Below are 22,087 nucleotides of genomic sequence, written 5' to 3'. Positions count from 1 at the left end.
GCGGAAATGGAAAACGAAACTTATGTATCGCTTGTTCTGGAAACACCAGCAGCTACACCGGAGGATACCCATCGTCATTTTATGAACAAACTGGCTGTAGAAACAGATGTATCTGATGTATGTCATGATATGAAGCGGGGCGTTAATGACTTTCTGCTCATCGATGTTCGCAGCGCAAAAGCTTATGAAGAGTGCCATGTTCCAGGTGCGATTAACCTGCCGTCCAATATGATTAATGAGGAGAGGACTTCATCCTTCTTAAAGGAACAAGTCATTGTTGTGTACTGCTGGGGGCCGGCATGCAATGGAGCTGCCAAAGGTGCCGCTCGTTTATCTGGGCTTGGCTTTAAGGTAAAGGAGATGCTTGGCGGCATGGAATATTGGCGTAAGGAAGGCAATGAGGTAGAGGGCAGCCAATAGTTGCAGGAGCCAAAGAAAAGGACTGTTGTAGCTGCCGAAGGGCAAGCTGCAACAGTCCTTTTTGATCATTTTAGAAATACTATTCTGTCACAATTCCGTAAATGAGTACGGGTGGTGTTACGCTGCTGCCGATGCGGATGTTTTCGTAAATGATGTTAAGCACATCATCAACATTCTCACGGTTGGAATGAATCGTAACGAGGGATTCACCTGTTTTAACCGCATCGCCGATTTTTTTGTTCAGCATGAGGCCTACAGCCAAATCAATTTCCGATTCCTTCGTCGCACGTCCAGCTCCAAGCAGCATCGCTGCAGTTCCGATCTCATCGGCAATTATTTCAGTGACCACGCCGTCTGCTTTGGCAGGCACTTCAATCAGATAAGGCGCTTGCGGCAATTTCTCAGGATGATCCACAACCGAAGGATCGCCGCCTTGATTAGCGATAAATGATTTGAATTTCTCGAGTGCTTTGCCGTTGCGAATAACTTCCTTCAGCATTTCCTCGGCTTCTTCTAGAGAGCTAGCTTTATTCGCAAGAAACACCATTTGGCTGCCTAGTGCAAGGCAAAGCTCTTCCAAATCTTTAGGTCCTTTTCCTTGAAGTGTATCGATTGCTTCTTTCACTTCAAGCGCGTTGCCGATTGCGAGTCCAAGCGGCTGGCTCATATCCGAGATGACGGCCATCGTCTTACGGCCAACGTTATTGCCGATGCTTACCATAGCATGTGCAAGCTCTTTGGCATCTTCAACGGTTTTCATAAATGCACCAGCGCCTGTTTTCACATCCAGCACGATAGCATCTGAACCGGCAGCAATCTTCTTGCTCATAATCGAGCTGGCAATGAGTGGAATAGAATCAACTGTTGCTGTAACATCACGCAAAGCATATAGCTTCTTATCAGCTGGCGTCAAATTGCCGGATTGTCCGATAACCGCAATTTTATCCTTGTTCACGAGGTTCACAAATTCATCCTTGCCGATTTCTACATGAAATCCTGCAATGGCTTCCAGCTTGTCGATTGTACCGCCAGTATGTCCAAGACCGCGACCTGACATTTTGGCAACAGGGATATCCAGTGCAGCAACAAGTGGAGCAAGTACAAGCGTAGTTGTATCGCCAACACCGCCAGTGGAGTGCTTATCTACCTTCACGCCTTCAATTGCCGACAGATCAATCGTATCGCCGGAATTCACGATCGCCATCGTTAAGTCAGCACGCTCGCGCTCTGTCATATCCTTGAAGAAGATAGCCATAGCCAAGGCGCTAACCTGATAGTCAGGAATTTCATCCTTCGTATAGCCTTCAATAATAAAGTTGATTTCCTCTGTTGTAAGCTCTCCGCCGTCACGTTTTTTCTCAATTAGGTCAACCATTCTCATGTTGTTGTCTCCTCGCTGTTCATTGATTATTTAATATCAAATTATAGTGAAATTACGGTTTCAAGAGCAACTTCCATCATATCGTTAAAGGTGCTTTGACGCTCTGCGGAAGTCGTTTCTTCGCCAGTTAGAAGATGGTCGCTTACCGTTAGAATCGTTAGTGCGTTGACGCCGTATTTAGCTGCAAGAGTATAAAGTGCTGTTGTTTCCATTTCTACACCTAGAACGCCGTGGTCCATCAGTCTTTGAACAATTGTTTTATCATCGCGGTAGAAAGTATCCGAGCAGAAAATATTGCCGACATGCAATTTTAGCCCTTTTTCAATACCGCGCTCATAGGCTGCCTTCAACAAGGAGAAGCTGCCGATGGGCGAGAAATCATATCCGCCAAAAACATGGTGATTCACGCTGGAATCTGTACAAGCGGCTTGCGCCAAAATAACTTCACGAACATGTACGCTTTCCTGCATAGCGCCGCAAGTGCCTACACGAACTAGATTTTTAACGCCATAGTCCTTAATCAATTCATTCACATAAATACTGATGGAAGGGACGCCCATACCAGTTCCCTGCACGGATATGCGATTTCCTTTATAAGTACCTGTAAAACCTAGCATGCCCCTAACTTCGTTATAGCAGATGACATTCTCCAAATACGTATCCGCAATATATTTGGCTCTCAGCGGATCTCCTGGCAATAAAATAGTTTCTGCAATTTGGCCTTGTTCGGCTGCAATATGAACGCTCATCAACATTCTCCTCTAAAATCGTTATTTTAATTGTCCCAAGAAGCTTTTGCCATGCTCTGGCATCTTAACTCCGAAGTTTTCAGCAATGGTTGCTCCAATATCGGCAAAGGTTTCGCTTATCGGCAGAGCTTGACCAGCTTGTTGAAAACGCGGCGAGTATGCGAGTAGAGGCACATATTCACGAGTATGATCCGTACCATGATAAGTCGGGTCATTGCCGTGATCGGCTGTAATGATCAGCAAATCCTGATCCGTTAATTTGGCGAAAACCTCCGGCAAACGAGCATCATATTCTTCCAATGCTTGTCCATAGCCCTTTGGATCGCGGCGATGCCCGAATAGCGCATCAAAATCAACGAGGTTCAGGAAGCTGATTCCCGTAAATGATTCGTCAAGGGTCCTGATAAATTGATCCATGCCGTCTGCATTGGACACTGTACGCACCGTTTTCGTAACACCTTCACCATCGTATATATCGGATATTTTACCAAGAGCGATGACATCAAATCCACCATCTTTTAGCTCATTCATAACTGTTCTATTAAATGGCTTCAATGCATAGTCATGGCGATTGGACGTTCTTTTGAAATGGCCTGGCTCACCAACAAAAGGACGTGCGATAATTCTCCCCAGCATGTAGGGATCYTCCAGTGTGATTTCTCGGCAAAATTCACAAATTTCATAAAGCTCGGACAGTGGAACAACCTCTTCATGAGCAGCAATTTGCAGCACGGAATCAGCAGAGGTGTAGACAATCAGCGCGCCCGTCTGCATATGCTCTTCACCAAGCTCGTCGATAATCTCAGTGCCGCTTGCAGGTTTGTTTCCAATGACCTTGCGACCGGTATGAGCTTCAATGCGAGCAATCAATTCCTGCGGGAATCCGTCTGCGAAGACACGAAAAGGTACTGCAATATGGAGTCCCATGATCTCCCAGTGACCCGTCATTGTATCTTTGCCATTGGATGCTTCTTGCATTTTTGTATAATAAGCAAGCGGCTGGTCTGCGACCTTCACTCCAGCAATTTCCTTAATGTTGGATAGTCCGAGCTTAGCCATATTAGGCATCTCCAGACCTCCGCATTCCCGTGCGATATGACCGAGTGTATCGACATCAACGTCCCCGAAGCTGGCTGCATCCGGCGACTCGCCAATACCTACAGAGTCCATGACAACAAGGTGAATTCTTTGAAACTTGTTCATTGGTTTTAGGCTCCTTGTTATTTAATAAACAGTCCGGCAATAATGGCAGACAAGACGCTAACTAAAGTAGCTCCGTACAACAATTTTAACCCAAATCGAGCCACGACGTTACCTTGTTTTTCATGCAGGCCTTTCACAGCACCGGCAATGATGCCGATCGATGAGAAGTTGGCGAATGAAACTAAAAATACTGAGACAATGCCGACAGCGCGCGCGGACAAATTAGGATATTTTTCTAGCTCAAGCATAGCGACAAACTCGTTGGATACCATTTTTGTAGCCATAATGCTTCCTGCGTCAACTGCGTCTTTCCATGGAACACCCATGATAAAAGCGAAGGGAGCAAAAATATAGCCTAACAGTTCTTGAAACGAGATGCCAATGATACCGCTGAAAAGTCCATTTACGAGCGCGATCATGGCGATAAAGCCGATAAGCATAGCTGCGACGATGATAGCAACCTTGAAGCCATCTAATATATATTCGCCCAACACTTCAAAGAAGGATTGTTTTTCTTCTTCTTGCACCTGCAAAATATCGTCTTCCGGCTCAACCTTATAAGGGTTAAGAATGGAAGCGATGATGAATCCGCCAAACAGATTCAGCACAAGCGCCGTTACTACATATTTTGGATCGAGTATTTGCATGTACGAGCCGACAATCGACATCGACACCGTAGACATCGCCGAAGCACACAATGTATACAACCGATGTTTAGGCAGCAGCCCGATTTGTTTTTTAACGGAAATGAAAACCTCTGATTGTCCCAAAATTGCAGAAGCTACCGCATTATAGGACTCCAATTTGCCCATGCCATTTATTTTGCTCAAGACAAGACCGATATATTTGACGATAAACGGCAGAACCTTGATGTATTGCAATATACCAATGAGCGCGGAAATAAACACGATAGGCAGCAGCACACTTAAGAAGAAAGAAAACTGTCCTTCATTTAATAAGCCGCCAAATACGAATTCAATCCCCGTATGGGCATAGCCAAGCAATTTCTCAAACATACTGGAGAAGCCTTTAATTAAGACAGCACCAGCAACCGTATTTAATAGAACGAAGGCTAAGATCACCTGCAGGACGACCATGATAATGAGTGGTTTATAGCGAATGTTCTTTTTGTTATTGCTCGCGATGTAAGAAAGCCCAAGTACAACAAGCAAACCTAATATAGCGATTAAAAATTTCATGGTTCATTCTCCTAGTTAGTTAATATTGTGCGAGTTTAGAATTACTATGAAGCGCTTACAATAGATTCACAGATTACTATTTCATATCGGAGGCTTGAAAAGCACCTGGCAGCAGCTGTGCCATGGTCCATTCTTCTGTATGCCCATGGAGATTTGTTAAATAGATTTTTGTATTCTCATCACAAAATTCAGCCAATACCTGTCGACAAGCGCCGCATGGAGATACAGGACCTTCGGTATCTGCCACTACTGCAATAGCTTCAATGATGCGTTCACCTTCGGATACCGCTTTAAAAATAGCCGTTCGCTCCGCGCAGTTCGTTAATCCAAACGATGCATTCTCAATATTACAGCCTCGATAAATGCGTTTGTTGCCTGTTAGTAGAGCGGCACCAACTGCAAAATGCGAGTAGGGGATATGAGCATGCTGACGGGCTTCAATGGCTTCTTTAATTAACTGTTCCTTCATCCTACAATCCTCCTGTAAAGGCTGCTCCAAATTGGAGCAGCACCATCATATCTATTTAGTAAGAAGAGGTCGATTGCTCGCCTTCCATAATCTTCACGCCTGAGCTGGCACCGATTCTTGATGCGCCTGCTGCAATCATTTTTTCCATATCTTCAAGACTGCGAATGCCGCCGGAAGCTTTAACGCCGAGCTTGTCCCCAACGGTTTTGCGCATAAGCGCTACGTCTTCAGCAGTTGCTCCGCCAGTTGAAAAACCTGTCGATGTTTTCACGAAATCCGCACCCGCACGATCAGACAGCTGACTAGCGCGTACTTTTTCATCGTCTGTAAGCAGCGATGCTTCGATAATTACTTTCACAATGGCTTTACCAGCAGCGGCTTCAACAACGGCTTGAATATCTTTTTGTACAAAGTCGTCGTCGCCATCTTTTAGTGCACCAATGTTAATGACCATATCAACCTCAGTCGCTCCATTTGCAATAGCGTTCTTAGCTTCAAAGGCCTTTGTCTCCGTAGTGGAAGCCCCTAATGGAAATCCGATTACTGTACAAACCTTAACGGTGCTGCCTGCCAATTGCTCAGCAGCGTAAGCTACCCAAGTTGGATTGACGCAAACGGAAGCAAAACTATATTTTCTCGCTTCTGCCGTTAATTTTGTAATCTCAGACTTTGTTGCATCTGCACGCAAAAGCGTATGATCAATCATTCCAGACAAATTTAACATAGCCAGTTCACCTTCCCCTTATACGAATGCTTAATTTCACGCTTATAATAACACGACTTTGAACATATGTAAAATCATTAATGAACAAATGTTCAATCCTAATATTGGTTCGACTTCATAAGTGAACCTATTGGTTTGTCATTTTGCGCTCCGCAAAATCCATTTCGGAAAATACCATTTTACAATTCGCTTCAATATATGGAAAAATGTAGTGGTAACGAAATGCTAATTCAATCCAAATTAGTTTTTCCTATTCGTTAAAAATGATGCGCTAATATTGGATTGAATCAAAAAAAGGAGATGAATGAAATGAAGGAAAAGGAAAAGAACGTTAATGCAACTTGGGAATCATCTACTTCAATACTGGACAAGCCCGCAGGTACATCGCTTGTAAAATCTATCGGATGCGCTGCATGCTGGGGAGCTAAAAGTATATCCTTAACGCGTGCTTGCTTACCCCCAACGCCTATTAATTTAGCCATATAATACAAAAATGAAGAAACGGGAGCTAAAACTCTCGTTTCTTCATTTTTAACCTCATTAATAATATTGTCATAAAAATAGGAGGCGAGCTGTATCGTGAGCAGTGTTTCGTCTATTTCTTATAATCCCGACTATTTCATTCATCTACAACCCGACGGAGCGATGCTGGTAGAACGCAACACAATGTATTATTACCGCTTAAGCGGCGTTGCGACACAGCTAGCGCTGTTGTTATCAAAGACGAAATCCTTAAAAAAAACAGCAAGTATATGGGCTAATATGAATGGAATTACATATTCAGAGGAGCAATTAATTCATGAGTTAGACATGCATCCACTCACAGAAAGCTGGAAGGATGGGGTGCTGGATAAACTACGCTTAACGGGATCTACAAAATCATATTTGCCTATAAGCTGTACGCTGCAGTTAACTAATGGCTGCAATTTATTTTGTTCATTCTGTTATGCCAGTTCTGGGAAGCCTCTTGAAAAAGAACTTAATACGGAAGATTGGTTGGAGATTTTGCAGAAACTTGCAGCTCATGGAGTAACGGATATTACTTTAACGGGTGGGGAAGCTAGGCTTGCCAAAGGATTCAAGAGAATCATTACTACAGCCAGTACTTTATTTGCGAATGTACATTTATTTAGTAATGGATTGTTTTGGAAAGACGATGAAGTTGAGCTAATAAGCGCTCTTGGCAATATTTTTGTTCAAGTCAGTGTGGATGGTTCAGCTGATACCCACGATAAGCTGCGAGGCAAGAAAGGAGCTTACATTGATTCCATGAACTCCGTCCATAAATTAGCTTCCAATGGTGTTCCTTGTTTAATCGCTATGACTGTTAATCCAGTAAACTATACTGATATTGAGAGTGTCATACAGGACGCAGTGAAAGCTGGAGCTAAAGCTTTTAGGGCAGGTGTTACTTTGCCAGTAGGAAGAGCGGATCATAACTATTTTGAGTTAAGTGATGAGCAGTACACCATCGTGGATAGCAAACTGAAAGAAGCTGTTAATTGCTTTGGTGACCAACTGTTTATTACCGATTGGAGTAACGATGGCAATGAGGGATGTAACGATTTTTGTACACCTGGTTATTTGGCGTGGTATATCCGTGCCGATGGAGAGGTTACTCCCTGTCAGATTGAGGATAGAAGCCTAGGACATATATTAAGGGATTCGTTTCATGAAATAGGAACACCAGAAAGGTTATTACAAGCTCAAAAAGAGGCTAAATCTTGTAAGTGCATTGCAAAAGTTATGCTGCCACAAGAAGCTGATTTGCCTTTTGTATGATGACAAACGAAGTCGCAATTTTGGGAGGAGCTTGTTTTGGAAATTATTATATTATCGATAGCAGCTATTATTGGTCTTATATTATTTATTAAAAATCGGCCGAGAGCTTATCCTTCGATTATGCTGCCTAAGGAACGAGCTGTAGCTGTAGCAGCAAATTATTTAAAAATATTGTGCGGACTCGATGTCACGGGTTGGCGAAACTACGGAATGTATTGGAATGACAGAGAGACGGTAAATCGTCTGCATCATTTAAATATGCTTAATCGTCTAAGAAATATTTTATATAGTTGGGGATTAGTGGAATCATGGAGAATTCGATTCGTTAGCAGTGGGAAATCAGCAGTTGTAGGCATTAATGCAAAAGGGGAGATCACTTTTTTGCATGTAGATGCAGGTGCGTTAAAACGATCAACCATAACGGATAGTATTGAAAGAAAGTCTGCTGAAGAAATCAAAAAGATGCTTGATTTAGAGTATGGAGGACTTTGGAGCACTGCTAAAATTACTGGAGAAGGTAAGCGCGAGGAAGATTTCTCTGACATTATTACTTATTGGTATACCGTGGAATCAGATGAAATTAGAATGAAGCTWTCAGTACAAACACAAGACAATCGGGTAGTAAGAATTTTAAGCGAGTCAGAGATACTAACCTCGACGATGAGTCAAGTTATTCAACAAGAGTTTCGGGACTCTGCACTTAATTTATCAGGATTTGTTGGATCTTTCCTTTCTACAATTGCAGGAGTGCTGCTTTTGATCTATGTAGAGGGGCAACATGACACGATGTTAAGCTTGTTTATTGCTCTTGTAATCGTTGTAGCAGTTCTATTAACTGCCGTTGACGATATTTCTATGAGTATTGTCAATGCTTTTGATTCTCGTTTGTCAGTTAAATCTGTCTATCTCATTGGTATTGTTTCTTCTATTATGGCGAGTATCGCCTATGGAAGCATGGCATTCATAACTTCGCTGGCAGGAATGAAGCTCGCTCTTAAACAATCATTAGTTCTCTTTAGCAATTCCTTTTCTCAAATATCAGTTGGCATTAGTTTGGCAATGGCTACTCTAGGGTTATTTGCCATAATATTCAAAGTTCTTGAATCTCGCGATATTGTCCGTATTTCGCCTGAGTTATCTGATCGTTCTATTTTTCTATCAGGATTTAGACTCAAGCAATGTTTAAGCATCAGTTTGCAAAGCTCAATAATAGAAGAAACAATCTTCCGGCTGCTTGGAATTTCCACTCTGTTATGGTTCTTTAATAATGAACTGATTGCTGTTGTAATTACTTCTATTCTTTGGGCTTTTCTTCATCAAGGAAGCGGCTATAATCCAGCTTGGATTAGGTGGTTCCAGTTAGTCGTATTTGGTTTGATTTTAGGATACGCATTTCTACTGTTTGGTTTTCTTGCTGTGGTTATTGCCCATTTTGKACATAATTTCATTTTGCTTTATATGCCGATTTTTAACTATAGGCTGCAGTTAAATCATGAGTCTCGTCATATAAATGATTCTAAATTATCTAAATCCTTTTCAGAATAATGAGGAGAAGTGAGATGAAACAATTACTTCATGTGCAAAATTTAGTGAAATTATATCCTAATGGCGATGGTGTCAATAATATTGAAATTTCAATAGAACATGGAGAAATAGTTGGTTTTTTAGGTGCAAATGGAGCCGGAAAGACAACGACATTGCGATGCATTGCTGGATTGTACAAGCCGCAAAATGGTTCAATAAAAATTGATGGCTATCATCTAGACGAGAAGCAATCACAAGGGAAAATTGCCTTTATTCCTGACAGCCCTTCATTATATCCGATGCTTACCGTCGCTGAGCATTTACAGTTTAAAGCCAAGGCTTATAGAATTCCAAAATCTGATCTTAAAGCTAAAATAATGTACGCATTACAGGAAGTGAATCTGGAGCAGTACGCTGACAGACCTACTGGCAATCTATCTAGAGGCCAAAAACAGCGAGTTATGCTGGCTGCAGCGGTCATTCAGGATGCTGATCTATATTTATTCGATGAGCCAACAGTTGGTCTAGACATACCCTCAAAAGAGTGGCTAGCTGATTGGTTAAGGAGGAGCAGGGATAGAAGGAAGGGAATTATTATTTCGTCACATAGCTTGGAGTTTGTAATGGAGACAGCGCAGAGAATTATACTTATTAAAAGCGGAAGGCTTATCGGTGAGAAAAAGGTTCCCATAACAGAGTTAGATAGAGGGCCATGGCGATCCGATGTCATTAAAGAGTTAGGAGGGAAATTTGAAGAATGATTAATTTGGCCATCCTTTTTCTTAAAAATAGTACGCGCCAATGGCTTCGAAGTGATAGTGGTTTCAAGTCGCATATCATTCTTCCGCTTCTTGTTCTCCTTGCTTTTACCGTTTTCCAAATGAGTGTCGTAACAAGTCCTGAAATAACATATACACAAAATGCGGGTTGGATCACTTTAATATTGCTTTGCCTTTTTGTTTTATTTGGTCTGATATCAAACCGTCTTCCTTCACGTATGGTTGATGTTATGTGGATATACACGCTCCCCTTGTCAATGAATTACATCGTTTGGTTTTGCATCGTATATCAATTGGTTTTACGATTCAGCTTTTGGCTCGGATCAGCTTTACTGGCAGATCTCATTAGATGGTTGTCAGGGCTGTCCTATAATCACTTATTTGCTCATGCGTTTATTAGCTTTTGTGTAATTAGTTTATTAGACATTTGGCTATTCGCTTCTTCATCGTCACGAGGGAAGTGGCGAATTTCTCTTCTATTAGGATCAAGTAGCATCTTAATATTAGCTGCATTAGCAGTAACCATCTATTTCTTTCAAAAGGGTATGTATACTTCTTCAGATTTAATCATCTTTGTACAAAAGATTGCTTTTAATGTAGGTACCCTGCTGTTTGGAAATTTTAACGTTATTGGTACTAGTATGGTGTTTGTTTTACTCGTCCTAGCTATTATTGTTATCTATTTTGCAACCTGTAATCTGGAGCTAAAAGAAAAATTAACGAAGGAAGCAGATTTTTGGTCCTCATTTAATAGCTTCTCATCTTTAGTTTCTAGTGTTAAGGGTTCAGACCGACCTAGTTATTGGGGAGGAAAATGGCTTACAGGAATATTTTCGTTTGTTTGGTTTGAGTTTTTGTTATGGCGTAAGCATCGAACTTCGCTTTTATGGCAATTTGCTTTAGGAGCAGGATTAATTGTTGTTATCCTTCAATGGTCTCCTTCATGGTTTTGGATATTGCAGGGTTTCATACTCGCTTCGGCGGTATTCGGCGCGTTCTTTTCAGGTTTAATACGACATGCGCAAACGGGAGATCTCTTCCTTCACCCTGGGAAGAGGATGAGTAAGATATTGTTACTTGAGATCGTTGATTTACTTCCAACATTTTTTACTTTATTTTTATATACACTAATTGGACTATGGCTCGATTCTGATCTAATCTATAAGCAGGCATATCTTCTGATGTGGCTGCCGCCCATATTTATTGTGCTGATTTTCATTCGAGTAGGCTTTTTTATATGGGCCTATTTAAAAGACTCTAATTTGAGTGCAGCTAGATATTATAAAACAATGTTGTTTCATGGTATCGGAATTAGTTGCTTCATATTTTTAGCCGGTTACCTGCTGCAGACTTTAATACATAAAGATATTGTTTATTATATTTTAGCGTTTTTATTCATTGGGATTGCATATGGCGGAATAAGTATAAAAAAATATATCTCAAATTAAGGAGATTAAACGATGACTGACTTAATACCGTTTGATGCTAATATGATGAAGCTAGGCAGTTCAAATACTCAAGAAGCTTTCAATGCCATAAATGATTTAAAAAGACAAGGAACTCGTGTGATACCTGCCTTAATCGAGCAATTGGATGTTACTGATGATTCTGTACGTACTATGATCGTTGTTGTGCTAGGTGAGTTTGGCACAGACGCGTTTGAATCTGCCTCTAAAGTTTCGAAACTTCTGCTGGAGGATAATGAGCAGCTCAGAATGGCCTCTGCTCTAACTTTATCGAGAATCGGTAGTTCAAGCGTTCCTCATTTATTGCAAATTCTTGGTAGTGAAAATGAAAAAGCATGTTTTTGGGCGGCTTGGGCCTTGTCATTCATTGATCCTAGCCAGATTAATGATGAATCAATTGAGAGGTTGAAGCTTACCCGAGAAACACCGGATAGCCCGATTGAAGTTTTTGCAGCTGAAGAAGCATTAGGCAAAATATTAGCTAATAGACTCCAAAAATAAAGTAAGGGGTTCATAATGAAGGATAATAATATGAATGATTTCCCAAGCATATCTGAAGATGAAAATTGGTTAGGGCTTAATAAATCTAGGGATGAGCTGTTGCAGAAAAAATTTCTATTCGTATATTTGTGGTCAATAAGCTGCGGGTATTGTAAAGAGATTATTCCTGATATCCTTAACTTTCATAAAAGGAACAAGAAAGATTTCACTTTGTTATCCATTCATGTTCCAATGGGAGACCAAGACTTGGATAACCTTATTATTCAGGATATTTCTGATAAGCTAGGTATTGAAGGGCCACTGCTATTAGATAATCATCATAAATGGATTATTAGATTTGGAAGTGATTTTTTACCTTCTTTTTATGTGTACAATCAATTAGGGAAACTAGTGAATTATAAAATTGGCTGTGAGAATATGGAGTTGTTTTTGAACAGCAACGTATAATTTTGTATTAATGTACTTACAAAAATGCCTTGCGAACCCAATTCGTAAGGCATTTTTGCGTGCGCCCAGCATGTACGCTATCTCTAGGGTTCAAAGCGATATGAATAAAGAAAGCCAAGTTTTGGAGGGATGTCGGTATAAAATTACTCAGGCACCTGCAACAAAACTGGAAATCGATTCGTTAATAAACGGAACGTATGAACCAAGTCCAGTCCGGCGATCAAAGCCCAAGGGAATGCGTCATTCCGATGAAACAGCGAATCAAAAAATGGATACCAATAGGAGTGTTTGGATGAATAATCGTTTTAAGGCGAGAATTTCTTTTTTTGCGTATATAGCGCTTCTGTTTACTTTGGATAACTATTATTCATTTATGATTTTTAATTTATTTCTTGCTTTTGCAGCACTGGAGCTGTCTTTTTTGCTGCCTTTATTTAAGTCGCATAAGAAAAGAAATATGCTGGTTAGTTTTGTTTTCTTTATCGTTTTCATACTGCTCTCGCCAAATGTGTTCTACGTTGTAACCGATCTGATTCATCTCAATTTCTTTTCGTTTGATTATATGGAGGGACTTCACGTTAATGAGTGGTGGAACTTCTTTGTGTTAATCAGCGGGGTTTTCATAGCTCTATTTTTTTACATAGTAATGATCAAAGAGATTCAACTGCTTCTTATAAATACAAAGTGGAATAAACTAATTTTATTTGTATTTATGCTGCTCGGCGGCCTAGGGATATATATAGGAAGATTTTTACGCTTTCATTCTATTCATTTGTTTACGGAGCCTTTGTCTTTATTGAAACAAGTGCTTGATTCACTAAACGGAAATTCATTGCTGTTCGTCCTTTGGATGAGTGTTTTACAATTTATCGTTTATTGGTTTTTTGTAGATTCAAAAGGGAATGAAGCTTGATGGAGGGAACAGCCTAACTTATAGCATAATTTCATAAAAACCTCCTGTTAATTGAGCTGATTCAGCTGCTTTAACAGGAGGTTTCCTATTGTGAGATTTTATTGCCTCAAAGCTACGGCTGCCGTATTACCCTCCGTTGTGAGACTTTCCTCACTATTTTTTTGAATACCATATAGCAGAATGATACGCCAGGCGCTGGGTCGCTTAGGCTCCAGATGGCAGGCGCTCTTTTGACAAAATGGGATTTAACGATTGGCAGGACGCTTAACTGTTTGGTTCGGACATAATCGCGCGATGAAATAAGATCTTCAAACAAAAAGCAGAAGGCGATCCCTGTATCGCTTGTAATCGCATAGCTTCCAATCGGCTTGCCTACAAGCTCGTTGTAGGCGAGCAGTGGGAAGTTAACGCCACATTTTTGAAGGAGAGGGTCCAGTGTAGTCGTTCTTGCATTGATCTCCAGCAAATAATACTTGCCGGTTACCGCATCCTTCTTGAATTCAATTTCGGCGAAGCCTTTGTAGCCAATCGCTTCTAGAAAAGGGGCTCCGATGTGGTAAAGCTCCTCTATGTACTTTTGCTTTGTGAAGGAAGATGCGCCAAAGTTAATCGGGAATTGCCGTAGTTTTTGACAGGTCATCCAGTGGGTAACCTTTGAATTCTGATCCAAGTAAGCATCAAAGGTGTAGACATGGTCATCGAAGCCGGGAATAATTCTTTGCACGATAACCTGAAGTTTAGCTTGCCGCGATTTCTCGATTGCAGCTCTCATTTCCTCCAAGTTATGGCATGTGAATATTTTGGCTCGGAAGAAGTCCACGAAAGCTGGGGAATCCGTAGGTTTCACGATACATGGAAAGCCGATCTCAGCAACGACTCGTTCTTCAAATCGTTCCTCAGCTGGGTTGATCGATTCTGGAACTAATACACTGTGTTTTGTTGTAAGAGTATGGAGATACTCCTTGTCCATAATATTGCTCCAAAAGCCTTGTACGTTCATATTAATATGGTAGTACTTTTTGAGCTCATCCAGATAAGAATCAACGAATTCCACATAAGGGTCGACGCTCGGAAAAAGGACAGGCTTCTTGTCCTGCTTTTTGGCGTAGTCGATTAAATAGTGCAGAAGCTGTTCCTTCTGCTGTTTATAATGAGGAACAATAATTTGCTCGCTTAAGTATTTGGATTTGGCGCCATATGTATTTTGCTTGGAATAATCCATTGCTACTGTATAGATGCCCTTGGAGCCGAGGCCTCTAATAATGCTTAAACCAGTGTAAAAGTTTGAGCCAAGTATGACAGCTTTATTTTCCACCAAACAACACTCGCTTCCTTAGTCATATGAAATAGTTATGTCATTCGCGTTGTTTTCAATCTCTCCTAAATATTGCTAAATATATCATGAGGGTATTTCATTATCAAACACATTTTGGATATTGAATTGATTGAACAACTTAAGAGTATTGAAGCTGATCTATTGGATTTCTTTAATTACGCATTGGTCAAACAATTATCGATGGTCAATGCTGAGCTATTGGACAAGCTTTTCTTGAAATATTGTGAGTGGCTTAGTCTGGAAATAAAATAACAACCAAATCAAATAGGGAGGAAAAAGATGAGAAAATGGATAGCGTATTTGGTAGTCGCAGTTGCAGTCTGCGGGTTAATCATTGGCATTAACAAACCATTCGAAAAAGGCGATTATATTCTAGAGAAACAACTTAACAGCAATGACGCTCCAACCCTATTTGTTGTCTATAACATTTCCAAAAAAGAGGCCAAAACAAAGACGCTTTCTGATTTTTTGAATAACGAAGATCATAACGATGTGATGATTATTCGCGTTGATGATAGAGAGCTTTACAATGACCTGAGGATCGGCGAAAGAGTAACGATCAAAACAAAGGGTTACACGATGTTGTCATCCCCGCCTCAAGCGGTAGCGGATGAGATTATTAGGCATTCTTGAGCTTCTCTAAAGCCGCTTCAATAGGTTTATCTAGCCGTGTGTTCTCCTTGATGTCACTCCAGTAAACGATCAGAATATTTCCTTCCTGATATAATCTTGCGAATAATTTGGAAGCAGCATTTCCTGTTTGTTTATTGAGTTCTTCAGCACCATTAATACGATCTTTTTCAGATTGAAAAATATAAAAATGCATAAACTCAGGTTCATTTTCTTTCTTATCTAGTGGCATTCCTACGGAATAGACCTCGGGAATAACGTCATTTAATTTCGGCGGGTAACCTGTTATCCCATAGGATATTAGCTCTAACTTCTGAGCTTCAACCGCTTTGATTACATCCTCTAAAATAAACTTATTTTCCTTGCTATTTGTATCTTTGGAGCATCCGCATAAGATGATGATGCATAATAAAATGAAAAATACTGGTTTTATTTTCGACATAACCGATAGTACACCCCCAACATAATAATAATGCTGCCTTGCGACATTTACTTGTAATCATATAGACACCTTAATGATTGATAAGGTTGCATTATTTGGATGGATTAACCATTTGGAAAGAGTTAAAGTCTAACGAATCGTAAAGAGCTTATTTTGCGGAAAATTGATGTTTAAAGATGCTAACGAATCACAGCAACGCTATTTGGTGCTTTTGATCACGAAAAGGGATGTTTTGAAGGAAATAAGGTTGCTGGTGTTCGTTATATTTTTTAAAAGCGGAGATGTAGGCAAATAACGTTTCTCAGGTTCGTTAGAGATAATGAAGGTACCTCTGGAACTGCTGGAAGTGTTGATACTGCTGGTATCTCTGGTATCTCTGGTACCTCTATTACCTCTATTACTTCTAGTACCGCTGGTACTTGCTGTCACTTCACTGATACTCATGATACTTCTGGTGGACAGTTCGCCGTGCTACTTTACCTTTTCGCATACAAATGCTGTTAGACGTATTGCTCGCTATACACAAACTAAAATGCATATCGGCTGCTAGAAGGCTGCGCCTTTCGGATATGCTCTCCGTATTTCGGAATGCTCACCGTAAACTGCGGTCTTGTGCTATATTTTGAGAGAGTGACAATGATAGTTCCAAACCATACATATAAGGAGGCAATCCGATGATGAGCGTGTATAGCAACAACAATGATGTAAGCGGTTTCGTTAGGGCGGAAGGTAAAAAGTTGCTTAATGGAGACGGCAAAGAAATTGTGCTGAGAGGCGTTGGGTTCGGAAGCTGGCTGCTGCCGGAAGGCTATATGTGGAAGTTTCCGCAAGGCGGAGACCGTCCGCGCAAAATCGAGGCGATGGTCAAGGAATTAATCGGCGAAGAGAAAGCAGCACAGTTCTGGGATAGTTATGTGGAGCGTTATGTGGATGAGATTGATGTCCGCGAAGTGGCGAAGCAGGGCTTTAATTCCGTGAGGTTTCCAATCAATGCCCGCGGAATTCTAGAACAAGGCGAAGAGATCATTTTTAATGAAAAGAGGCTTGCACGAATTCATGAAGTGATTGAATGGTGCAGAAAGTATAAGCTGTATGTCATTTTGGATTTGCACGGAGCGCCAGGCGGGCAGACGGGTGCCAACATTGATGATTCGGAAAATGATTTGCCGGAGCTGTTTACGGATCGCCGCAACCAAGAGCTGACGATTGCGATTTGGCGAATGTTCGCAGAGCGCTATAAAGACGATTGGATTATTGCCGGATATGACCTCTTTAATGAACCTCTTCCGGATTGGTTTAACCAATATAACGACCTTGTAGAGCCGCTGCACAAGGAAATTACAGCAGCGATCCGTGAAGTGGACAAGCGTCATATGATCATTATTGAAGGGGTGCATTGGTCAACTGATTGGAGTGTATTCACAGAGAAATTTGATGATTATTTAATGCTGCAATTCCATAAGTATTGGAACAACCCCGATACGGAAAGTATTCAGAAATATATAGATAAGCGCGAGGAGTGGAATGTGCCGATCTTCATGGGCGAAGGCGGTGAAAATAACGCACAGTGGTACAGCGGAGCCTTCCAAATGTTCGAGGACCATCAGATTTCGTGGAATTTCTGGACGTGGAAGAAGATGAACACATCAAATTCTCCATATTCTATTCGTATGCCGGAAGGCTGGAATCTGCTGACGGCTTATTTGGAAGGCGGCGCTAAACCGGATGAAGCAACAGCGGAAGCGATCTTAAATGAATATCTCGATAATCTGAAAGTGGACAATTGTGATGCGTTCCCAGGCATATCCCGTGCGCTGCTGCGTCACCTTCCGCTCCAGATTCCTGCTGAATTTTATGGACAAGGCGAGGGTGTCGGCTTCGGCATCGTGAACAAAAAAACGAACAAGACGGGGCTGCGTGCAAGTGATGGCGTACCGATGAGAATGATTACGGGCAAGACCGAGATGCCAAGCTATCATTCAGAGGGCGGCAAGGTTTGGGCAGAGGATAATACGCTTTGTGTAGAGCTGCATCAAGGGGATTGGCTCGCGTATGATGCTTTGTGCGTTGAAGCAAGGTCATTTGATCTGCATGCACGCCTGCTAGYCGCTGCGGGACAAGCGACATTATCCATTGAACTGGAAGGCCAAGAGCCGGTGAGCTGTGAGGTAAACGGTGAGGAGTGGACGGAGAGCCTGCTACTAAAGGACATCCATCTACCAGCTGGAGCAGTTCGTGTCATTATCCGTATTTTAAGCGGCAGCGTGGATTTGGATTGGATTGAATTTTCGTTTGCTAAATAAAATAAAAAAACTAAAATGTGATGCGAGGCAGGTTCTGCCAGCATCACATTTTTTTGTGCGCAAAAAAACGGTAGATGCACCCAAAACCGAAAAATGGTCACCTGAATACGAAATCTAAAGCCTTACGAGACAGGAGCCAACAATCTACAATTAAAGTATAAGAGATGCAAGGGCTTACATCAGATTTTCAACAGCATGGGGGTAATTATTTTGAAAACACAGCTAGGTTCAGCGCCTGCTTCCTTGCCTGCTGCGGACGCAAAGGCAGCAAGAAGCAAATGGTTCAAAAAGTTGTACAGCCAACGGCACATTCAAATTATGGCGTTACTAGGCGTGCTATGGATGATTATATTCAACTACGTTCCTATGTATGGCGTTATTATCGCCTTTAAAGAATTCAACATTGTTAAATCCATAAGCGAGGCGCCTTGGGTTGGCTTTATGCACTTTAAGGAGTTTTTCCAGGATGAGAGCTTCATTGATGTCATGAAAAATACACTCGGCATCAGTCTTATCAAACTTGCAATCGGATTCCCACTGCCAATTATTTTTGCATTATTTCTAAACGAGGTTCGTTCGGTCGGCTTCAAGAAAGCGATTSAGACTATTTCGTATCTGCCTCATTTTTTGTCATGGGTTATTCTCGGCGGTATTCTTGCCACTTGGCTTTCAGATGTTGGGATCATTAACAATGTGCTCCTTGCGCTTAATTTCATCGATGAGCCGATTTCCTATTTGGCAGAGCCTAGCTACTTCTGGAGCATCATCATTACATCAGATATATGGAAAGAGCTTGGCTGGTCCGCCATTATCTATCTAGCGGCTATTGCCAGCGTATCGCCAGAGCTGTATGAAGCAGCAACGATTGATGGCGCAGGTCGTTTTCAAAAAATGTGGTACGTCACTTTGCCTAGCATTAAGGCGACGATCTCCATCCTGTTCATTCTAGCAGTGAGCGGCGTGCTTAACTCGAACTTTGACCAGATTCTAGTGCTGCGCAACTCATTGAACGAGAGCGCGAGCAACGTTATCGATATTTATGTTTATCAGACGGGTATGCAGCAAGGACGTTATTCTTACTCGACTGCTGTCGGATTGTTTAAGTCTTTAATCGCATTAATTCTATTGCTTATTGCAAACCGAGTAACGAAAAAAATGAACGATACTTCACTGTTCTAGAAACGGAGGCGACTAACCGTGTTTAATATTAAACGTAAAACAAAAGGAGAAGCATTTTTCGATATCTTCAACAATTTCGGTATGCTGCTCATTTGCTTCGCGACCCTATATCCGATTTGGTATGTGCTGGTCAATGCCTTCAATGAAGGGCAGGACGGCATGCGCGGCGGGATCTACTGGTGGCCGCGGGTTTTCAGCATCGAGAGCTTCGACGCGGTATTCCAAAGCAGCGGCATCATGACTGCGATGGGAATTACCGTAGCCAAAACACTGCTTGGCACGGTGCTTCACGTGTTTTTTACGGCGATGGTTGCTTATGCATTCTCACGCAAAGGCCTCATCGGCGGCAAAATATATATTCTCTTCGGAACGGTTACTTTGTTCTTCGGCGGCGGTCTAATTCCGACCTACCTGCTTATGAGAGATCTGCATTTGCTGGATAACTTCATGGTCTATATCATTCCTGCCATGTTCAGCTTCTTCGATCTTATTATCTTCATGACCTTCTTCCGGGATATTCCGGATGGCCTTGAGGAAGCAGCCAAAATTGACGGAGCAAATGACTGGTCGATCTTTGTGCGAGTGATTTTGCCCGTATCGATGCCGGTTATCGCTACAATCGCTTTGTTCCACGGGGTATACCAATGGAATGATTATTTTGCCGGCGTTATCTACATGAACAACATGGACATGCAGCCGATCCAAACTTATTTGTACCGTATTGTTGCTCAGTCCAGCTCTAGCCAAATGTTGGCCGCTATCCCTGGAGGTATAGGGAAATCCGTTACAACACAATCCATCAAGCTGGCTACGATGGTTGTCACGACCCTTCCAATCGTTATCGCTTATCCGTTCCTGCAGAAGTATTTCGTAAAAGGAATGATGATCGGTTCGATTAAAGGTTAACTTATGGCAGTACCTTCCGCCCTTTATTGAGCAGAGGATTGCATATATAATCATTCATACAGAGAAGGGGAAGACAAACATGAACAAGAAGCTTAAGCTCAAAAATCTATTGATGCTGATGGTCGCAACGGTTCTAGTCTTTACGACCGCTTGCTCTTCAGGCGGCAACAAAAACAATGGCAAGGAAGAGGGCAATGGCGCTCCTGCTGAGCAAGTGAAGCTTACTCAGGACGATAAGGGCTGGGAAGTGGACAAAAGCCCAATTACGTTCGACTGGTACATCAACTTCTCTTGGTTCCCTAACAAATGGGGCGTAGATGCGACTTCGAAATATATTACTGAAAAAACTGGCGTTAACATTAACTTCATCGTTCCAGCCGGCAACGAAGCTGAGAAGATGAATACAATGATCGCTTCGGGCTCTTTGCCTGACTTTATTACACTAGGCTGGTACGAAGATGCGGTTAAGAAAATGATCGAAGGCGATCTAGTCCTTCCGCTGAACGAGCTTGCTGATCAATATGACCCTTACTTCTACAAAGTAACAGACCCTGCTAAGCTTTCTTGGTACAAACAAGAAAACGGCAATGTATACGGTTATCCGAACTCTTCCTCATCACCTAAGGACTATGAGAAATTCGGAGACAACATTACATCCACGCAAACCTTCCTTGTGCGCAAAGATATGTACGAAGCACTAGGCAAACCGGATATGCGTACGCCGGAAGGCTTCTTGAATGCACTTGAGGCTGCGAAAAAAATGTATCCTGATGTGAATGGCCAACCGCTTATTCCACTAGGCATGTATGATTTCAGCGACACAGGCAACGCGTCGCTTCAACATTATATTCAGAACTTCCTTGCTATTCCTTACGATAAAGATGGTCAGCTGTATGATCGCAATACAGATCCTGAATACGTAAAATGGCTGAAAACAATGCGTCAAGCGAACGAAGACGGCTTGCTGTCGAAAGATATCTTCATTGACAAGCGCCCGCAAATGGAAGAAAAAATTGCACAAGGCCGTTATTTCGCAATGCTTTACGCTAGATCTGACCTTGCAAACCAACAAAATGCACTATTTGCAAATGATCCGAACTCCATCTACATTGCTGTAGACGGTCCTGCTAATACTAACCTTGATCAGCCGACGCTTGCTGGTCCATCGATCTCAGGTTGGACGGTAACTCTGATCTCCAAAGATGTGAAAGACAAAGCTCGCGCGATTCGTTTCCTAGACTATTTGATCTCGGAAGAAGGACAGCATGATACATTCTTCGGTAAACAAGGCGTAACTTGGGATAACATTGATGGCAAAGATCAGTTCTTGCCAGACGCATTGAATCTATTGAATACAGATCGCGGCGCTTTCGACAAGCAGCTTGGCGCATCCCACACGTTCTGGATGATGATGGATACGAACCTAACGCCAATCTGGTCTCCGCCAGCTGTTGAGCCATTCAAGCAATTGGAAGATTGGACTCGCGGCAAGGCGAAGAGCTTGTCGGAATTCGACCAGCTGAACCCAACTGGCACTTCAGCCGAAGGTATTATGAACACAAAAATAGATCAAGAGTTTGGTAAAGTATTGCCAAAACTAGTGCTTGCTAAATCGGATGCAGAGTTCGATAAAATTTGGGGCGATTTCCTAAAGAAACGTGAGACGCTTGGATTCAGCAAAGTTCAAGCCTACAAACAAAAGAAATACGAAGAAAATGTTGCGAAGTTGGACGC

Annotated in this window: 22 protein-coding genes; 14 read left to right on the top strand and 8 right to left on the bottom strand. The window is 41.9% G+C overall.

The features are described 5' to 3' along the window. Nucleotides 1–6: 6 nt before the first annotated feature. Nucleotides 7–420 carry a rhodanese-like domain-containing protein gene (locus tag AB4Z17_RS17575; protein WP_441961104.1) on the top strand — a complete coding sequence of 138 codons (414 nt, stop codon included), beginning with the start codon at nt 7–9 and terminating at the stop codon, nt 418–420. 79 nt (nt 421–499) lie between these two features. Here the strand turns inward: AB4Z17_RS17575 and AB4Z17_RS17570 are convergent, their stop codons facing one another. From AB4Z17_RS17570 to deoC, 6 genes are all read right to left on the bottom strand, one after another. Then, nucleotides 500–1,801 carry a pyrimidine-nucleoside phosphorylase gene (locus AB4Z17_RS17570; RefSeq protein ID WP_339206672.1) on the bottom strand — a complete coding sequence of 434 codons (1,302 nt, stop codon included), beginning with the start codon at nt 1,799–1,801 and terminating at the stop codon, nt 500–502. Between the two features lie 41 nt (nt 1,802–1,842). Continuing rightward, nucleotides 1,843–2,550: a purine-nucleoside phosphorylase gene (gene deoD, locus AB4Z17_RS17565; protein ID WP_441961102.1), complete on the bottom strand. Its 708-nt coding sequence runs from the start codon at nt 2,548–2,550 to the stop codon at nt 1,843–1,845. 21 nt (nt 2,551–2,571) lie between these two features. After that, nucleotides 2,572–3,753 carry a phosphopentomutase gene (gene deoB / locus AB4Z17_RS17560; RefSeq protein ID WP_441961100.1) on the bottom strand — a complete coding sequence of 394 codons (1,182 nt, stop codon included), beginning with the start codon at nt 3,751–3,753 and terminating at the stop codon, nt 2,572–2,574. Between the two features lie 17 nt (nt 3,754–3,770). After that, nucleotides 3,771–4,952, bottom strand: coding sequence for a NupC/NupG family nucleoside CNT transporter (locus AB4Z17_RS17555; protein WP_441908113.1), 1,182 nt, complete (start codon nt 4,950–4,952; stop codon nt 3,771–3,773). Between the two features lie 76 nt (nt 4,953–5,028). Next, nucleotides 5,029–5,421, bottom strand: coding sequence for a cytidine deaminase (locus tag AB4Z17_RS17550; protein ID WP_441961098.1), 393 nt, complete (start codon nt 5,419–5,421; stop codon nt 5,029–5,031). 55 nt (nt 5,422–5,476) lie between these two features. Then, nucleotides 5,477–6,145 (bottom strand): deoxyribose-phosphate aldolase, encoded by a 669-nt coding sequence (gene deoC / locus AB4Z17_RS17545; protein ID WP_339206677.1) that lies wholly within the window; start codon nt 6,143–6,145, stop codon nt 5,477–5,479. A gap of 300 nt (nt 6,146–6,445) precedes the next feature. Between deoC and skfA the strand changes: the two genes are divergently transcribed. The 8 genes from skfA (at nt 6,446) to AB4Z17_RS17505 (ending at nt 13,557) form a co-directional block, all read left to right on the top strand. Next, entirely contained in the window at nt 6,446–6,631 is a 186-nt protein-coding gene (skfA, locus tag AB4Z17_RS17540) for a sporulation killing factor (RefSeq protein ID WP_441908243.1), read from the top strand. A gap of 93 nt (nt 6,632–6,724) precedes the next feature. Continuing rightward, nucleotides 6,725–7,927 (top strand): sporulation killing factor system radical SAM maturase, encoded by a 1,203-nt coding sequence (gene skfB, locus AB4Z17_RS17535; protein ID WP_441961096.1) that lies wholly within the window; start codon nt 6,725–6,727, stop codon nt 7,925–7,927. A gap of 36 nt (nt 7,928–7,963) precedes the next feature. Beyond that, entirely contained in the window at nt 7,964–9,472 is a 1,509-nt protein-coding gene (locus AB4Z17_RS17530) for a CPBP family intramembrane glutamic endopeptidase (protein ID WP_441961094.1), read from the top strand. Nucleotides 9,473–9,486: 14 nt separating this feature from the next. Beyond that, a complete protein-coding gene (locus AB4Z17_RS17525; RefSeq protein WP_441908110.1) occupies nt 9,487–10,212 on the top strand; it encodes an ABC transporter ATP-binding protein in 726 nt (241 codons plus the stop codon). Next, nucleotides 10,209–11,678 carry a sporulation killing factor system integral membrane protein gene (gene skfF, locus AB4Z17_RS17520; RefSeq protein WP_441961092.1) on the top strand — a complete coding sequence of 490 codons (1,470 nt, stop codon included), beginning with the start codon at nt 10,209–10,211 and terminating at the stop codon, nt 11,676–11,678. The genes AB4Z17_RS17525 and skfF overlap by 4 nt, the downstream gene beginning before the upstream one ends. Before the next feature lie 12 nt (nt 11,679–11,690). Beyond that, nucleotides 11,691–12,197 carry a HEAT repeat domain-containing protein gene (locus tag AB4Z17_RS17515; RefSeq protein ID WP_441908108.1) on the top strand — a complete coding sequence of 169 codons (507 nt, stop codon included), beginning with the start codon at nt 11,691–11,693 and terminating at the stop codon, nt 12,195–12,197. A 15-nt stretch (nt 12,198–12,212) separates the two neighbouring features. After that, on the top strand, nt 12,213–12,644 hold the full coding sequence (locus AB4Z17_RS17510; protein ID WP_441908107.1) for a TlpA family protein disulfide reductase: 432 nt from the start codon (nt 12,213–12,215) through the stop codon (nt 12,642–12,644). A 292-nt stretch (nt 12,645–12,936) separates the two neighbouring features. Beyond that, nucleotides 12,937–13,557 (top strand): DUF1361 domain-containing protein, encoded by a 621-nt coding sequence (locus AB4Z17_RS17505; protein ID WP_441908106.1) that lies wholly within the window; start codon nt 12,937–12,939, stop codon nt 13,555–13,557. A gap of 112 nt (nt 13,558–13,669) precedes the next feature. Here the strand turns inward: AB4Z17_RS17505 and AB4Z17_RS17500 are convergent, their stop codons facing one another. Continuing rightward, nucleotides 13,670–14,872: a carboxylate--amine ligase gene (locus AB4Z17_RS17500; protein ID WP_441961120.1), complete on the bottom strand. Its 1,203-nt coding sequence runs from the start codon at nt 14,870–14,872 to the stop codon at nt 13,670–13,672. 300 nt (nt 14,873–15,172) lie between these two features. Between AB4Z17_RS17500 and AB4Z17_RS17495 the strand changes: the two genes are divergently transcribed. Further along, nucleotides 15,173–15,526 carry a DUF3221 domain-containing protein gene (locus AB4Z17_RS17495; protein WP_441908105.1) on the top strand — a complete coding sequence of 118 codons (354 nt, stop codon included), beginning with the start codon at nt 15,173–15,175 and terminating at the stop codon, nt 15,524–15,526. Here AB4Z17_RS17495 and AB4Z17_RS17490 read toward each other — a convergent pair. After that, nucleotides 15,513–15,965: a hypothetical protein gene (locus AB4Z17_RS17490; protein ID WP_441908104.1), complete on the bottom strand. Its 453-nt coding sequence runs from the start codon at nt 15,963–15,965 to the stop codon at nt 15,513–15,515. The genes AB4Z17_RS17495 and AB4Z17_RS17490 overlap by 14 nt on opposite strands. Nucleotides 15,966–16,639: 674 nt before the next feature. Between AB4Z17_RS17490 and AB4Z17_RS17485 the strand changes: the two genes are divergently transcribed. The 4 genes from AB4Z17_RS17485 to AB4Z17_RS17470 form a co-directional block, all read left to right on the top strand. After that, nucleotides 16,640–18,268: a cellulase family glycosylhydrolase gene (locus tag AB4Z17_RS17485; protein WP_441961090.1), complete on the top strand. Its 1,629-nt coding sequence runs from the start codon at nt 16,640–16,642 to the stop codon at nt 18,266–18,268. A 243-nt stretch (nt 18,269–18,511) separates the two neighbouring features. Then, the gene (locus tag AB4Z17_RS17480; protein WP_441961118.1) at nt 18,512–19,447 is read left to right on the top strand and encodes an ABC transporter permease; all 936 of its coding nucleotides are present in this window, start codon (nt 18,512–18,514) and stop codon (nt 19,445–19,447) included. Nucleotides 19,448–19,528: 81 nt separating this feature from the next. Further along, nucleotides 19,529–20,353, top strand: coding sequence for a carbohydrate ABC transporter permease (locus AB4Z17_RS17475; RefSeq protein ID WP_083682147.1), 825 nt, complete (start codon nt 19,529–19,531; stop codon nt 20,351–20,353). 79 nt (nt 20,354–20,432) lie between these two features. Continuing rightward, nucleotides 20,433–22,087, top strand: a 1,655-nt coding sequence (locus AB4Z17_RS17470) for an extracellular solute-binding protein (RefSeq protein ID WP_441961088.1), incomplete at its 3' end; no start/stop codon positions are given.

Source organism: Paenibacillus sp. TAF43_2, from assembly GCF_052113545.1.
Lineage (GTDB): Bacteria > Bacillota > Bacilli > Paenibacillales > Paenibacillaceae > Pristimantibacillus.
The sequence above is the reverse complement of the archived record's forward strand: the minus strand, read 5'-3'. Positions and strand labels throughout refer to the sequence as shown.